At 64.1% G+C, this 15,068-nt stretch carries 15 protein-coding genes and 1 tRNA gene; 3 read left to right on the plus strand and 13 right to left on the minus strand.

Annotated elements, in window-relative coordinates; translation table 11 throughout:
• Positions 1–7: 7 nt before the first annotated feature.
• From ABIA45_RS31490 to ABIA45_RS31505, 4 genes are all read right to left on the minus strand, one after another.
• Positions 8–874, minus strand: a complete 867-nt coding sequence (locus tag ABIA45_RS31490) for an MBL fold metallo-hydrolase (RefSeq protein WP_404654727.1) — start codon at positions 872–874, stop codon at positions 8–10.
• A gap of 15 nt (positions 875–889) precedes the next feature.
• The gene (locus tag ABIA45_RS31495) at positions 890–1,501 is read right to left on the minus strand and encodes a glutathione S-transferase family protein (protein ID WP_157283150.1); all 612 of its coding nucleotides are present in this window, start codon (positions 1,499–1,501) and stop codon (positions 890–892) included.
• A gap of 150 nt (positions 1,502–1,651) precedes the next feature.
• The gene (locus tag ABIA45_RS31500) at positions 1,652–2,494 is read right to left on the minus strand and encodes a fumarylacetoacetate hydrolase family protein (RefSeq protein ID WP_035997147.1); all 843 of its coding nucleotides are present in this window, start codon (positions 2,492–2,494) and stop codon (positions 1,652–1,654) included.
• A gap of 86 nt (positions 2,495–2,580) precedes the next feature.
• Positions 2,581–3,429, minus strand: a complete 849-nt coding sequence (locus ABIA45_RS31505) for an MBL fold metallo-hydrolase (protein WP_404654728.1) — start codon at positions 3,427–3,429, stop codon at positions 2,581–2,583.
• Between the two features lie 127 nt (positions 3,430–3,556).
• Between ABIA45_RS31505 and ABIA45_RS31510 the strand changes: the two genes are divergently transcribed.
• Positions 3,557–4,033 (plus strand): DUF3775 domain-containing protein, encoded by a 477-nt coding sequence (locus ABIA45_RS31510; protein WP_225174984.1) that lies wholly within the window; start codon positions 3,557–3,559, stop codon positions 4,031–4,033.
• A gap of 170 nt (positions 4,034–4,203) precedes the next feature.
• On the opposite strand, the gene ABIA45_RS31515 is transcribed toward ABIA45_RS31510, so the two are convergent.
• Both ABIA45_RS31515 and ABIA45_RS31520 read right to left on the minus strand, forming a co-directional pair.
• Positions 4,204–4,986, minus strand: coding sequence for an SDR family oxidoreductase (locus ABIA45_RS31515; RefSeq protein WP_275510782.1), 783 nt, complete (start codon positions 4,984–4,986; stop codon positions 4,204–4,206).
• A 130-nt stretch (positions 4,987–5,116) separates the two neighbouring features.
• Positions 5,117–5,629: a CvpA family protein gene (locus tag ABIA45_RS31520; protein WP_036021099.1), complete on the minus strand. Its 513-nt coding sequence runs from the start codon at positions 5,627–5,629 to the stop codon at positions 5,117–5,119.
• 121 nt (positions 5,630–5,750) lie between these two features.
• Between ABIA45_RS31520 and ABIA45_RS31525 the strand changes: the two genes are divergently transcribed.
• Positions 5,751–6,512: an SDR family oxidoreductase gene (locus tag ABIA45_RS31525; protein ID WP_157283146.1), complete on the plus strand. Its 762-nt coding sequence runs from the start codon at positions 5,751–5,753 to the stop codon at positions 6,510–6,512.
• A gap of 207 nt (positions 6,513–6,719) precedes the next feature.
• Here ABIA45_RS31525 and ABIA45_RS31530 read toward each other — a convergent pair whose 3' ends face one another.
• On the minus strand, positions 6,720–8,312 hold the full coding sequence (locus tag ABIA45_RS31530) for a GMC family oxidoreductase (protein WP_404654729.1): 1,593 nt from the start codon (positions 8,310–8,312) through the stop codon (positions 6,720–6,722).
• 423 nt (positions 8,313–8,735) lie between these two features.
• Here ABIA45_RS31530 and ABIA45_RS31535 point away from each other — a divergent pair.
• Positions 8,736–8,812: transfer RNA gene (locus ABIA45_RS31535), tRNA-Met, on the plus strand.
• Positions 8,813–9,060: 248 nt separating this feature from the next.
• On the opposite strand, the gene ABIA45_RS31540 is transcribed toward ABIA45_RS31535, so the two are convergent.
• The 6 genes from ABIA45_RS31540 to ABIA45_RS31565 all read right to left on the minus strand — a co-directional run bounded on the left by ABIA45_RS31540 (position 9,061) and on the right by ABIA45_RS31565 (position 15,062).
• Positions 9,061–9,546, minus strand: a complete 486-nt coding sequence (locus ABIA45_RS31540) for a biphenyl 2,3-dioxygenase (RefSeq protein WP_193760727.1) — start codon at positions 9,544–9,546, stop codon at positions 9,061–9,063.
• A 110-nt stretch (positions 9,547–9,656) separates the two neighbouring features.
• The gene (locus tag ABIA45_RS31545; RefSeq protein ID WP_404654730.1) at positions 9,657–11,486 is read right to left on the minus strand and encodes a peroxidase family protein; all 1,830 of its coding nucleotides are present in this window, start codon (positions 11,484–11,486) and stop codon (positions 9,657–9,659) included.
• 543 nt (positions 11,487–12,029) lie between these two features.
• Positions 12,030–12,797 carry an ABC transporter permease gene (locus ABIA45_RS31550; RefSeq protein WP_404654731.1) on the minus strand — a complete coding sequence of 256 codons (768 nt, stop codon included), beginning with the start codon at positions 12,795–12,797 and terminating at the stop codon, positions 12,030–12,032.
• The gene (locus ABIA45_RS31555; protein ID WP_404545612.1) at positions 12,794–13,558 is read right to left on the minus strand and encodes an ABC transporter permease; all 765 of its coding nucleotides are present in this window, start codon (positions 13,556–13,558) and stop codon (positions 12,794–12,796) included. Before ABIA45_RS31555 ends, ABIA45_RS31550 begins: the two co-directional genes overlap by 4 nt.
• On the minus strand, positions 13,555–14,361 hold the full coding sequence (locus ABIA45_RS31560; RefSeq protein WP_404545614.1) for an ABC transporter ATP-binding protein: 807 nt from the start codon (positions 14,359–14,361) through the stop codon (positions 13,555–13,557). Before ABIA45_RS31560 ends, ABIA45_RS31555 begins: the two co-directional genes overlap by 4 nt.
• Complete coding sequence (locus ABIA45_RS31565) at positions 14,358–15,062, minus strand: GntR family transcriptional regulator (protein ID WP_271545975.1); 705 nt, start codon at positions 15,060–15,062, stop codon at positions 14,358–14,360. Before ABIA45_RS31565 ends, ABIA45_RS31560 begins: the two co-directional genes overlap by 4 nt.
• Positions 15,063–15,068 lie beyond the last annotated feature (6 nt).

Raw genomic sequence — 15,068 nt, forward strand, 5'->3', positions numbered from 1 at the left:
CGCTAGACTAAACCGCAACACATTCAAACGCGTTGCCCTTGCGCCTGATCTTCCCCACCGACGGCGAGGGGAAATGCGCGGTGCAGCACAGCGTGTCGGTGTCGCAATAGCGTTCCAGGAAGCTGCGGCGCGTTTTCGCGGCTGCGGCCGGATCGACGTCGAATTTGATCGACAGCTCCGGATAGAGCGTCTGCAGTGGCGAGTGGATGAGATCGCCCGAGAACACCGCATCGTCCTTGCCGCGGCCCATCGTGATGGCGATATGGCCCGGCGTATGGCCAGGTGTCGGCAGGATGCGGACGTGGTCGCCGATCTCGTGGTCGTTGCCGACGAGCTCGTGCCTGTTGGCCTCGACCACCGGCAACACGCTGTCGACGAAGGGCGGGATCTCCGTCTTCTCGTTCTGCGCGGACCAGTGATCGAATTCCTGCTTAGCGAACACATAGCGCGCCTTGGGGAAGGTCGGCACCCAGCGGCCGTTTTCCAGCCGCGTGTTCCAGCCGACATGGTCGACATGCAGATGCGTGCACATCACGAAGTCGATGTCGTCGACCGAAAACCCCGCGGCCCCGAGGCCGCGCAAATAGGTGTCGTCGGTCTTCATGTTCCATTTCGGCCGCGGCCGCGGCTTGTCGTTGCCGATGCAGCTGTCGACCAGGATGGTGTGGTGCGGCGTCTTCACTACGTAGGACTGGAAGCACAGCAGCAGCACGTCCTCTTCGTCCAGCGCCTTCGCCTCGCGCATCCACGCCCGGTTCTCGGCCAGCACCTCGGCCGTCAGCCCCGGCAGCATCTCCAGCGCCGGGACGAACGAGGTCTCCTGCTCGATGACGCGATGGATGGTGAGATCGCCGACCGAGAATCTGAGGCTCATGAGAACTCCCGAACTTTATGCGGGTGGCGGCACCGAGATCTTCACTGAGGGCCGCTCCAGCATCTTCTGGTGGAAGGCGTCGAGCTTGGGAAAGGCCTTGCGCCAGCCGCAATCGGCGAAGCGGAAGTCGGCATAGCCGAGCACGCAAACGAGGCCGATCTGCGAGATGTCGAACGGGCCGTTCAGCACGTCAGGCATGTTCTCGAAGCGCGCCATGCCGGTCCAGGCTCTGTTCCAATGGTCGTCCGACCAGGCCTGCCATTGCAGGCCCTGCGGCCGCACCATCTTCTCGTAACGGCACAGCAGCATGGAATCGAGCATGCCGTTGATCAGCGAGTGATTGGTCTTGGCCTTCCAGCGCCGCGGGCCGTAATCCGGGATCAGGCTGCCGCCGGCGATCTCGTTGAGATATTCGACGATGACATAGGAATCCAGGATCACGTCGCCGTCATTGGTGATCAGCACCGGCAGCTTCTTCAGCGGCGTGATCTTCGAATAGTCCTCGTTGGCCGTGCCCGGCGTCACGCTTGCTGGCACGAATTCGATCTTGTCGATCAGCCCGAGCTCGATCGCGGCGATGCGCACCTTGCGGGCAAAGGGCGAGGCGGGGGAGAAGGTGAGCTTCATGGGAATTCCCTGCAATCGAACTTGTGCGAACGGCGTCTCCTCGTCATGGCCGGGCTTGACCCGGCCATCCACGCCTTGCCGCGTAGTCAGACTGTGAGACGTGGATGCCCGGGTCAAGCCCGGGCATGACGACGGTGTATGATGCGCGGCTTACGCCGCCACGATCTCCTGGCGCTGCTCGCCGAGGCCTTCGATGCCGAGCGTGACGACGTCGCCGACATTGAGGAAGGTCGGCGGCTTCATGCCGAGGCCGACTCCGGGCGGGGTGCCCGTGGTGATGACGTCGCCGGGCAGGAGCGTCATGAACTGCGAGACATAGGAGATGCACTTGGCCATCGAGAAGATCATGGTCTTGGTCGAGCCGGTCTGGCGACGCTGGCCGTTGACGTCGAGCCACATCGACAGGTTCTGCACATCCTTGATCTCGTCCTTGGTGGCGAGCCACGGCCCGAGCGGGCCGAATGTGTCGTGCGACTTGCCCTTGGTCCACTGGCCGAGGCGCTCGATCTGGAAGGCGCGCTCGGAGACGTCGTTGCAGACGCAATAGCCGGCGACGTGGTTCAGCGCGTCGGCTTCCGAGACGTATTTGGCGCGGGTGCCGATGATGGCGGCGATCTCGACCTCCCAGTCGAGCTTGGTCGAGCCGCGCGGCTTCTCGACCGGATCGTTCGGGCCCGACAGCGAGGTATTGGCCTTCATGAAGATGATCGGCTCGCTCGGGATCTCGGCGCCGGTCTCCTTGGCATGGTCGGAATAGTTGAGGCCGATCGCCACGAATTTCGAGATGCCGGTGACGGGCGCGCCGAACCGGGGCTTGCCGGAAACGGCGGGCAGCGAGGCGGGATCGAGCGCCGCCAGCTTCTTCAGGGATTCCGGCGAATAAGCCTCGCCGGTGAGGTCCTTCAGATGCGCCGACAGGTCGCGCAACTGGCCGGATCTGTCGATCAGGCCGGGCTTTTCCGCACCCTTCTCGCCATAACGAACAAGCTTCATTCTCGTTTCTCCCTGGAGATTGGACCGATCGGTTGAATAGCTTCTTGGAACAGGGCGGCGGGAAATTCAACCGCCCAAAACGGGCATCACCCCAGCGCCACGAACCTGAATGCGTCGCCGTCCCGCTTGATATGTCCGGCCGAATAATGACCGCCGATCACCAGTGTGGGCGTGTCGGCAAAGCGCGAGAACACCGCGTACCGGCTTGCCGCCGATCGCGCGGGATCGGTATCCACGGTCGAGCACCAGTCGAGATGGGCCATCTGGCAGGGATGATGGGCAACGTCGCCGGTCAGAAGCGCCTGCTCGCCATCGGACTCGATCAGGACGCTCATGTGCCCCGGGCTGTGACCGGGGGTTGGGATCATTTCGATCTGCTCGCAAAGCCGATGGTCACTCGGGACCAGATCGGCCTGGCCGGCATCGACCACTGGCTTCACGGAATCGTTGAACACCGCGACCTTGTCCGGCTCGGCCGTGTAATCACGCCAATGATCATATTCGGTCCTGCCGAAAACGTAGCGCGCCTTCGGGAAGGTCGGCACCCATCGGCCGTCAACCAGCCGCGTATTCCAGCCGACATGGTCGACGTGAAGATGCGTGCACAGCACTGTGTCGATGCTCTCAGGCGGAAACCCCGCCGCGGTCATGGTCTTCAGAAAGGGTGTGCTGCGGTTGTTCCAGGTGGGGACGCCGCGGCCCTGCTTGTCGTTGCCAAGGCCGGTGTCCACCACGATCCGGCGCGTCGGCGTCTCCACCACCAGCGAGTGGATCGACATTTTCAGCCGGCCTTCCTCGGTGGCGAAATGCGGGATCAGCCAGGGCAGCTTCTGGATCTCGTCATTGGTCGCTGCCGGCAGGATGAAGCGGGTCGAGCCGACCGTCTCCATTTCGACGAATTTGGTGATCCTGATCTTACCCACCTTCCACTGCATCCGCCGCCTCCCACATTTTCTTGCTCTTGCGCTGGAACATGCACGTTTTCTGCCATCGGGCGCAATGGATCATCTGAGGTGATGTGGCGTTATCGCGGGGAACTGGATGCTAGCCGAAGAGGACGCCATGCCAGAGCTTGCGATTTCCGCGGAGAAGGTCGCCTTCATTATCGAAAAGGCGCGTGAATTCGACGTCAAGGAGGGGGCTTCTGATCCCGACTCCGGCTCGAACGCGGCCGACGACGATATGATGGACGTCCTCGACGACGATGGCTCCGATCCCGTGGTCCAGGAGCTCGGGAGCTTCATGATCGCCCTGAACGAGGACGAGCAGCTCGACCTCGTCGCGCTGACCTGGCTCGGCCGCGGCGACGGCACGATCGATGACTGGGACGATCTGCGCGCCCGCGCGGCGGAGGCGCGCCGTGAATATGGCAGCCCACGCCGCGAAACGGTGCACTATCTGCTCGGCGAGCCCATGCTGGGCGATCTGCTCGCGAACGGGCTCGACGAATTCGGCATCGACTGGACCGATGAGCGCACCACCGCCGATTCCTCCGCTCCGAGCCAGCAGGATGAGGACGAGCCGACCAAGCAGCGGTGAGGATCGGGCTTTGACGCCTCCACATCGTCATGGCCGGGCATAGCCGTCCGAAGGACGGCGTCGCTTCCGCTCGCCTATGCCCGGCCATCCACGTCTTACTTTGCCGAACAAAGAACGTGGATGCCCGGGACAAGCCCGGGCATGACGATCCTTCGTGATGCGATGATGCTTTACAGCGTCCCCGGGAACGCGCCACCATCCAGCAGAATGTTCTGGCCGGTGATGAAGCCGGCCTTGGCGCCGCACAGGAAGGCGCAGGCATAGCCGAATTCGTCGGGCTGGCCGAAGCGGCCGGCGGGGTTGAGCTTGGCGCGCTCGGCCAGGATCTGCTGCGGCGTGACGCCACGCTTGTCGGCTTCGCCCTTCGCGGTGCTGGTCAGGCGATCGGTCTCGAACGGGCCCGGCAGAAGGCCATTGATGGTGACGTTGTTGATGACCGTCTTGCGCGACAGGCCGGCGATGAAGCCGGTGAGGCCGGCGCGGGCTCCGTTGGAGAGGCCGAGGATATCGATCGGCGCCTTCACCGCGGCCGAGGTAATGTTGACGATGCGGCCGAACTTGCGTGCCATCATGCCGTCGACCGTCGCCTTGATCAGCTCGATCGGGGTCAGCATGTTGGCGTCGATCGCCTTGATCCAGTCGTCGCGGGTCCAGTTGCGGAAATCGCCGGGCGGCGGGCCGCCGGCATTGTTGATCAGGATGTCGGGCTCGGGGCAGGCCTTCAGCACCGCCTCGCGGCCCGCCGGCGTCGTGATGTCGCCGACGATCTCGGTGACGGTCACGTCGGGATAGGCCTTGCGGATCTCGTCGGCGGTCTTCTTCAGCGCATCAGCCCCGCGCGCGGTCAGCGTGACGTGAACGCCGGCCTCGGCCAGCGAGATGGCGCAGGCGCGCCCCAAGCCCTTGCTGGATGCGCAGACGATGGCGCGGCGACCCTTGATCCCAAGATCCACTGTTTCACTCCCGTAAATGTCAGGCAGGTTTTGGACGGCGGCTACCTTAGCCAACTGTGATGCCGCTGATAAGGGAGCGGCCCGCACCAAAATGCATGCGCCTCGCGGCTAGCGATGCAAATGCGCCAGATCAGATCCGCCGCTCCTGCTTGAGGCGGTCGATCGCGGCGGCAGCTTCCGGCGGCAGCGACTTGAAGCCCATCTGGCCCGCGGTCGAGAACAGCGGGCGCAGATGCGAGCCGGCGAGGAAGGGCGGCTGGCGGTTCGTCGGCACGATCTGATCGAACACCAGCACCAAGGTGGTGGCGACGAGGCCGACCCTGACGGCGCCGAGCGCCGCGCCGCCGAGCCGGTCGCCGAGGCCGGCCTCGCCGATCGTGTCGTTCAGCGCGATGCGGCCGATATGGCCGAACAGCATGCCGACGACGACGAAGATGGCGAAGAACCAGATCCAGTTCTGCAACAGCGGCGAGTTCGGATTGCCGGCGATCTGCGGTGCGATCAGCGGCATCAGCGCCACCGCTATGGGTGCGGCGAGCAGATAAGCGAGGATGGTCATGGCACTGCGCAGCAGCCCGGTCCTGAACCCCAAGCCGACCGCGACTGCCAGCGCGGCGTAGACAGCGAGATCGAAACTGTTCATTCGCGAAAGCCCCGCCTCGACGGAACGAATGAACGCCGAGCCGATCATTCCGGTTTCAGATCGCTAAAATCGTCTGTATTGGTGGCTCCAAAGCTTAAAGGAACCGTCCAAGGAACGCGTCATGTCAGACCTATTCGACGTCAGTAAAGAAACCATCCTCGTCACGGGTGCGAGCCAGGGGCTGGGCCGGCAATTTGCCCGGGTGCTGGCGGCGCATGGTGCGGCCGTGGCGCTCGCTGCGCGGCAGACCGACAAATTGAAGGGCCTGGAAGAGGAGATCCGCGGCAAGGGTGGTCGCGCCGCGGCAGTCGCGCTCGACGTCACCGATACCGCCTCGATCGCCAGGGCTGTCGACGCCGCCGAGGCCGCGCTCGGCCCCGTCACCGTGCTGATCAACAATGCCGGCATCGCCATCGAGAAGCTCGCGACCGAGCAGACCGAGGCGGATTGGGACGCCGTGATCGGTGCCAATCTCAAGGGCGCCTATTTCCTCGCGACGGAAGTGGCGCGCCGCATGATCGCGCGCAAGCAGCCGGGCAACATCGTCAACATCGCCTCCGTGCTCGGCACCGGCGTCTTGAAGGCGCTCTCGCCTTACGCGATCTCCAAGGCCGGCATCCTCCAGGCGACGAGAGCGATGGCGCTCGAACTCGCGGGCCAGAACATCCGTATCAACGCGCTCGCGCCCGGCTATATCGATACCGAGATGAACCACGCCTTCTGGTCGACGCCGGCAGGCGAGCGCCTCGCCAAGCGCATCCCGCAACGCCGCGTCGGCGCCGAGTCCGATCTCGACGGCGCGATCCTGCTGTTGGCATCGAATGCGTCGCGCTACATGACGGGGAGCGTGGTGACCGTGGACGGCGGCTTCTTGCTGAATTGAGCCCCTCTTCGCCTCTCCCCGCTTGCGGGGAGAGGCCGGAACTTGCGAAAGCAAATTCCGGGTGAGGGGGAGTCTCCACGTGTCGCGATCGTTGGCACACGCAGTGTTCCATCCACATCGTCATTGCGAGCGTAGCGAAGCAATCCAGAATCCCACCGCGGAAAGACTCTGGATTGCTTCGCTGCGCTCGCAATGACGGAGAACGACTTAGCGCATCTCCCCCCGGATCATATCCGCCGCCTTCTCCCCGATCATGATGGTCGGCGCATTGGTGTTGCCGCCGATAAGCGTCGGCATGATCGAAGCGTCGACGACGCGCAATCCTGCCACGCCATGCACCTTCAACGCCGGGTCGACCACGGCCATCGCGTCGGTGCCCATCTTGCAGGTGCCGACGGGGTGATAGACGGTGTCGACACGCGCGCGCAGAATTGCGCGGATGTCCTCGTCCGTCTTCACCTCGGATGTGAACATGTCCTTCTTCTGCAGCGCCCGCATCGCAGGCGTCTCCATCAGCCGCCGCGTCGTCTTGAAGCCGGCGACCATCGCCTCGAGATCCTCCGCCTCGCCCAAGAAGTTCGGGTGGATCATCGGTGCTGCGAGCGGATCGACGCTCTTCAGCCAAATGCTGCCGCGGCTCTTCGGCCTGAGCAGACAGAAATGGCATGAGAAGCCCGCCTCCTTGTGCTTCTTGCGGCCGTGGTCGTCGAGCATCGCGATGACGAAGTGGAGCTGGATGTCAGGCACGTCGAGATCAGGCCGGGTTTTCAGAAAGCCACCGCACTCGGCGAAATTCGTCGTCATCACGCCGCGCCGTTCGCGGCGATAGCGCTGGATACCGCGCAGCAGGGATGGCAGCCGGCTGATCGAGGCGTGAACGAAGTGCGGATAATCGGAGGCGTAGACGAATACGAAGTCCGGATGGTCCTGCAGATTACGCCCGACGCCCGGCAGGTGATGCACGACGCCGATGCCGTGCGCGGCAAGTGCGTCGGCGTCGCCTAGTCCCGACAGCATCAGGAGCTGCGGCGACTGGAAGGCGCCGGCGGCGAGGATCACCTCGCGGCGGGCGCGCAACTGCTTTGTCTGCTTGCCCTGCACATATTCGATGCCGACCGCACGCCCTGATTCAAACATGATTTTCGTTGCTTGCGCCCCGGTCTCGAGCCGCAGATTCGGCCGCTTGCCCAGATGGGGCGTCACATAAGCCCGCGCCGCGCTCCAGCGCTCGCCGCCCCGCTGGGTCACTTGGTAGCTGCCGAGCCCTTCATGGTCCTCGGCATTGAAGTCCTCGCGGATGCGGAACTGCGCCTCGCGCGCGGCCTGATGGAAGATGTCGTGGATCGGATTGTCCGAGCGCAGCCGGTTGACGTGCAGCGGTCCGCCCTTGCCGTGATATTCGCCGTCGAAATCGGCGTTGTCTTCGGAAGCCTTGAAGTAGGGCAGCACGTCCGCATACGACCAGCCGGAATTGCCGAGCGCGGCCCAGTGGTCGTAATCCCACTTGTGGCCGCGGATATAGACCATGGCGTTGATCGCCGAGGACCCGCCGAGGCCCTTGCCGCGCGGCTGGTAGCCGATGCGGCCGTTCAGTCCCTTCTGCGGCACGGTATCGAAGGCCCAGTTGGCGGCGGCGTAGGGCAACGCGAGCCCGAATGGCGTCGTGATCCGCCAAGTGTCGTTGCGTCCGCCCGCATCGAGCAGCGCGACAGATGTCCCCGGATCCTCCGACAGCCGCCCCGCAGCGGTGCAGCCGCCCGAGCCCGCGCCCACGACGACGAAATCGAATGTGTCGGTCAATGTTGTTTCCCCCATTTAGCGTCATTCCGGGGCGCGCGAAGCGCGAACCCGGAATCCATTCAGCCGCATGACGTGCTGCGAGATGGATTCCGGGTTCGATGCTGCGCATCGCCCCGGAATGACACTCCGGCGTTTCAGCCTTAATCTTGTTGCCGCAAGCTGGCCCTTTGTGGAACTTCTGGCAAGACCGCGCGAAACGGCGCGAAAATCCGCCCATTCCCCTGTCACAAAGTCGAAAAAAACGTTCCCGCAGCCCTTTCCAAAGGCAGCCCGCCTTGATACATACCCCCCGCACCCCGACGGGCATTGCCCAGGGGTCGCCTTCCAAGGAAGCCTTTGGGACGGAAGCGAAAAGCCAGCGCGACCAGCGCCGGCCGCAACAGACCGTCCCCAGGACTTAACGGAAGGCGCGCAAAGGTTTAACGCGGGGTGGAGCAGCCCGGTAGCTCGTCAGGCTCATAACCTGAAGGTCATAGGTTCAAATCCTATCCCCGCAACCAAATTCGGATTGACCGGATCCGAGACGAAAATGGCCCGCGATAAGCGGGCCATTTTTGTTTTTGGGGGGAAGGATCGCGGGCCGTCTCAAAGCCGGGACGAGGCCGCGGCTAGTGCCAATCCGCTTGAGTCGGTCAGCAATACGGCACGTCTGTGAACCGTGCAGAATTTGGCCGGGTCGGCGAGGCAAACTGAGGCGCTGTCATCGTAGCTCACAATCCGCGGACCAGCAGCACGTCGCAGCAACTGCTTATTCAATGACGATCTCGCCTATCATGCCGTGGTCGGCGTGCGTGCGGCCGTCAGCCGCAACGATGCCGCAGCGCAGGTCGGTGACGCGGCCGGTCGCCACCGGCACGAACCACCATTCCGCCGTTTGCCCGGGATAGACCTCAATCTCGCGGATCGCCCCCTTGAACTCGGCGAGCGCCGCCAACTTGCCGTCGCGCGTTCCCATGGCCTGGACCTTGCGCGTGAAAATGAGCTGCGCGAAGCCCTGCGAGGTGAAGTAATGCGCGTCGTTGCTCGGGTTCTTGAGCACCAGCTTGTAGAGCTTGCCGGTCTCGAACCTCAGCTTGTTTGGCACGAACACGTGCTGCCCTGGCTTGCCGAGCTCGATTGTGACCTCGATCGGCTCCTGCCCCGCCAGATTACCCGCGGCAAACGCGCCGCTCGCGAATGCCATAGACAACAGACCAACGACAGCTAGTGTCGAGGTGAAAGAAAATCTGCGCATGATCGTCATCCTCCTTGCTCGTCTGGTTCGCGCTTCATCCGTTTTCAATCCCGTCAACGATAGAAGTCCATGAACGGCTCGCGGCCGTTGTGGTATCTGCGGCTCCGCATTCAGACATCGAAAATGAAATCATATTTGTGAATGGCGGAGGGACGAACGCCAATCAGTTCGATGTGGTCATCGCCGACCGACACGATGGCATTGCCTTGCACAGATGAGATGCGGACATCATTCCAGCCGAGATTTTCTGCGTGCTTGAACTCGAGTTTGTCGACGCCGGGCTGGAAGTCGGTGATCGTGGCTCTGGTCCCGCCCTTGTCGAAGACGAAATGGTCGGCACCGCCCAGTCCCGTGAGTGTTTGCTTTCCAGTGCCGGCGAACAGGAAATCTCCCTGTGGGCCGCCGACAAGCGTGTCCTTGCCGTTCGAACCGATGACGAGCTGTCGCTCATCGGGATCTTCCGACTCCACGCCGCCCTTTAACCCGGTGTGTCGTGTGTATGCGATGAAGACATCGTCCTGAATGTGTTGGGTATCGGTGTTGCGGAGGATGATGTCGGCGAGCGTCGTCTGCTCGATCTGCTGCAATGTCTTGGCGTCGAAGCCCTGATTTTCAAACCAGAATCGGTCGCCATCGCGCAAGGCCCCGAACTGCATGGCGATGACGGTCTGGAAAGTCTCGCCGACGAGCGCGCCAGCGGCATGATTCTCGGCCAGCCCCCCGGTCCAAAGGTCGATCAGGTCGACGTTGTTCGAGAAGGCCTCCTTCAAGGCCGCCCGCGTTCCCGGATCGCTGGTGATCTGGTCGATCTCCGTATACCGGGCGAGGCCGAGCGATTCGCGTACGTCGTTGAGGGATCCGACACCGAAATCGCGCTCACGCTGGATGTTGATCGCGGCGAGATCCATGCTCACCGGCGGGTCGAAGAGGAAATTGCGCAGGTCTTCGACGATGCGAACATCCATAGCCTGCGACGGGTCGCCCGCCAGATGGCGCAACTGCCCGTCGGCGCCGCCGGACGCAACGAAATCCGATGGCGGTGCGAAGAAGATATCCTTGAGCTCACGCTCCGTTCCTTCGATCACCTCGCCGTTCTCCGCCAGGCTCTCGGTTTCCGCGGAGACGATCGAATGCCCGAAGCGGAAGGCGATGTTGAACTCAAGCGAAAGGCGCGGGTCCACGCTTGCGTCGTAACCGCCGTAAGGCGCAATCGCATCGTCGCCGAGCAGGTTCGGCAGAAATTCCTCATACGTGATGTTCGCGATCTCCGCCGTGACGATGGCTCGCGCATAGTTGTAGAGCTGATCGCCGCTCCAGGTCGGGTGCGCATTGTGCAGCTTGTCGACCTGATAATTGTGTTCGCGCACGAACAGCGTGTGCAGCGAAGTCAGCGCAAAGTTCTCTGCGGCGCGCGGATCGCCGGCAGCGAACATGCCGTTGACGATCGGAAGATTGCCTCCCTCCGACACCTTCATGTGTCCGTCGGGCAGGCGCAGGCTCGTCGCCGTCGCTAAGTTGGAGCCGTAGACCATGGAGGCATCGAGCCAGCCGGTGCTGAAATTGAGGGGAGTGGCCGGGTTGTCCGGGCTCGTTCCGCTCGACGGATCGGTGATCGCTCGGGTCATGGGCATGATTGCGCCGTCGCCGAACACAGGGTCGCCGTTGGGCACCGCGATGCTGATGTCATTGATGCCGTCGCTGCGCGTCAGCGTCAGATCGTGATCGATGAACTGGCCCCAGGCGTACATGAATGCCGACACGCCTTGCTCGTTGGGGACGTTCGCGTCGCCCTCGCCGACAACGACGTTGCTGATGGTCCGCGGGTTGGGGCCATCGAGCGGCTCGGAAATGCCGTCGCTGAAATGGGCGGGGCCAATGCGGTCGACCGCCGTACCGGCGGCGTTGAGGTCGAGGTCCGTGATTGTTTCCCGAACCGTCAAAGCTGCGGAACTGGAGCGTCGGCGGGGGCGGTTGCGGGCACCCGTACCAAACCTGATGGCCTGTTAAACGCCCAGTGAAACTCGCCTGAATGACTGCCGCGCGGCTCTTGGAAACCAGTCCAGAGAGACGCGCCGGGCCCGTCGTCAAAGTCGAAAGGGTTCTGCTTGAGGCGAAACTCGCTTGGCCAAGTCGGTCGCAGCCCCCGCATCATGTGCCTCCCCTTTTTATGTAATGCGAGTAAGAATGATTTGCATCTGTAGTGCAAATGCGAATTAGTTGCAATACATTCGATAGGGAGCGTCCGCGCCGGGGAGGGGAAGGGGCCTCCGGGCTCGGCAGATGTCGAGTTGTGGAGAGGTCGTGGCCGCGATGCACCTGCTGCTGGGATAGCGTCCAAGGTCTGCCGCTCAAATTGCGGCTTGAAGCAAGTGTCGGTATCGGTGGTTGCCTATCCCCGCAGTCAAATTCGGATTGACCGGATCCGAGACGACAACGGCCCGCGCGAAGCGGGCCGTTTTTGTTTTGGCGATGGGATCGCCGCGCTACCTCGCCGCGGTCTGCCAGGCGAGTAGCCGCTGCTCGACGAGTGACATCGCAACTGACGTCAAATATCCGGTCGCACCGAGCAGGATGACGCCGGCGAAGAGGTCGGCGGATCGAAACGCGCGTGCCGAGAGCAGGACCCAGTGACCAAGGCCGTCGAGGCCGGCCAGGATCTCGCAGACCACCGAGAGGATCAGCGCGACGGTCAGGCTGAGCCGCATGCCCGCGAGGATATCCGGCAATGCCGAGGGCAGGGCGATCTTGGCGATGATGGCGGTGCGCGACATCTGCAGCGAGCGGGCGACCTCATACAGCCGCGGCTCGACTGCGGCAAAGCCGTGAATGGTGGCGAGCATGATCGGCCAGATCGCGCCGAAGGCGATCACGAACAGCGCCATGCCTTGCGTCAGCCCGAGCATCGCGATCGCGACCGGGATGATCGCCGAGACCGGCAGGGGCCTTAAGAATTCCAGCGACGGCGCGACATAGGCGCGCATCGTCTTGGACGAGCCGATCAGCGCGCCGAGAGCAATGCCGGCGATCGAGGCGGCGAACCAGCCATAGGCCATGTGCTCCAGCGTGCCGACGAGCTTGCCCGCGAGATCGCCGCTGGCGAAGCCACGCACCAAAGCGGCCCAGGCGCGGTCCGGACCAGGCAGGAACACAGGCGACACCAGGCGCAGGTCGGCGATGAGCTGCCACGCCGCGATGAAGCCCGCTGCGACGAGGACGCTTGCGACACGCCAGAGGATCGCCGCGCGCTTCATGGATTGTCTCCGGCGAGCGCGGCGCGGCCGAACAGGCGGCGCTGGGCCCCGATCAACAGCATGTTCAGCGCGTAGCCGATCGCGCCGATCCAGACGAGATAGGCCAGCATCAGGTCGGCGCGCAGTGCCTGCTGCGCCAGCATGATGCCGGCACCCAAGCCGATCGGGTTGATGGCGATCTCGACGGTGACGGCGACGATCAGGGCGATCCCGGCCGACAGGCGGAAGGCGACGAAGATCCTCGGCAGTGCGGCCGGGATCACGATCTTCGCGATCCGTTGCGGCGCGCTCAGCCGCAAGGCCCGCGATACCTCCATCAATCGCGGCTCGATGCTGCGCACCGCGCTGCGCGTCATGATCAGCATCGGCCAGACGCAGGCGAACGCCACGATCACGATCTCCATGCGGTAGCCGAAGCCGAGCGCGATCAACGCAATCGGCAGCAGCGCGATCGAGGGAATCGGGCGGATCGCCTCGACCGTCACCTCCATCAGCCGGTCGAGGGGACGCGAGATGCCGAAGGCAATGCCGAGCGCAAGTCCGATGGCGCTGCCGATGGCAAGCCCCGCAAAGGCGGCGAACAGCGTGTCGCGGGTCGCGACCGGAATCGAGAGATCGGCGAGCGCCGTGGCCAGCGCCGCGAGGATTGCGCTCGGCGGCGCCAGGCTGTCGCTTTGCAGATGGGTGAGGCGCGCCCAGAGCTCAAACGCCAGCACCAGCGCCAGCGGCAGCAGCAAGGGCTTGGTGCGGTCGAGGCTCAATGCTCGGTCGCCTTGATGAAGTCGAACAATTGCCGGCGCAGCCGCAGGAATTCCGGATGTTCGCGGGTGGCGAGCTGGTCGCGCGGACGCGGCAGGTCGACGTCGAGCTCGATCCCGATCCGGCCGGGATGCGGCAAGAGGCCGATGACGCGGTCGCCGAGATAGATCGCCTCGTCAAGATCGTGGGTCACGAAGATCACGGTGGTCTGGCTCGCCTGCGTCAGCGACAGGACCTCGTCCTGCAAGCCTTGCCGGGTCATCGCATCCAGCGCGCCGAACGGCTCGTCCATCAGCAGCGTGGTCGGCTCCTGCGCAAGGCAGCGCGCGATCTGCAGCCGTTGCTGCATACCTCCTGACATCTCAGTCGGATATTTGTCGGCATGGCCGGGCAACCCGACCTTGCGCAGCAGCGCCTCGATGCGCGCGCCGCGTTCGCGCGCCGGCACCCGCGAGGCTTCCAGCGCCAGCGAGATGTTTCCGGCGGCGGTCCGCCACGGCAACAGCGCCTTGCCGTAATCCTGGAACACGATCGCGACCTCGCGCCGCGGCTCGGTGATCTCTTCGCCCTCAAACGTCACCGCGCCGCTCGTGGGGCGATAGAGGCCTGCGGCGAGCCGCAGCGCCGTGGTCTTGCCGCAGCCGGAGGCGCCGACGATGCAGAGGAATTCGCCCGGCCGCACCTGAAGATCGAGGTTCTCGATGATGGTCTTGCCGCCGAGCCGCAGCGTCGCGGCATTGAACGCGATCAGCGGTTTCTGCCGCCGCGCGGCGCGCGCCTCGCTGAGCCTTGCAACGACGCTCATGATTGCTCTCCGCCCACCTGCGGATAGACGAAGTCGATGGTCGAGTGCAGATGCGCCGCCAGCATTTTTTGCGCGGCGGCCACGTCGCGGGCGAGCACGTGGTCGGCGAGTATCTGGTGACTGCGGATGAATCTCTCGCCGCTGTCGATGGCGCCCATCATCACGCGGCGGTAGCGGTAGGCCTGGTCGTAGAGGTCGGAGTGGGCGGCCAGCATGCGCCGCGAGCCGCAGGCGGCGAGCAGCGCGGTGTGGAAGCCCTTGTGCAGCCGGTCGAACTCCGCAGCGCCCTCGCGGAATTCGTTGCCGGTGCGCTCGATATGCCGGCGCATCTGATGCAGCGCGCTGATGATGCCGGCCTCCCAGGCGGCATCGCCGTGCAGGATCGCCAGCCTGACCGCCTCGATCTCGACCGCGGTCCGCATGCAGGTGATGTCGGCGAGATCTTCGCGGCTGACCTCGGCGACGCGGAAGCCGCGCTGGCCGATGCCGACGATCAGGCCGCGCGACATCAGCCGCGACAGGCCTTCACGCAGCGGCGTGGCGCCGATATCGTAACGCTGCACGAGGTCGACGATGCCGAGCCGCGATCCCGGCGCGAGATCTCCGGCCAGGATGTCCTGCTCGATGAGGTTTGCGGCACGCTCGCTCAAGGTGCCGGCTTCCGTCGGCGGGCGTTCGAGAGTGCGCTCGGGAGCTGGCATCGTCGA

Source organism: Bradyrhizobium sp. USDA 336 (assembly GCF_044908355.1).
GTDB lineage: Bacteria > Pseudomonadota > Alphaproteobacteria > Rhizobiales > Xanthobacteraceae > Bradyrhizobium > Bradyrhizobium yuanmingense.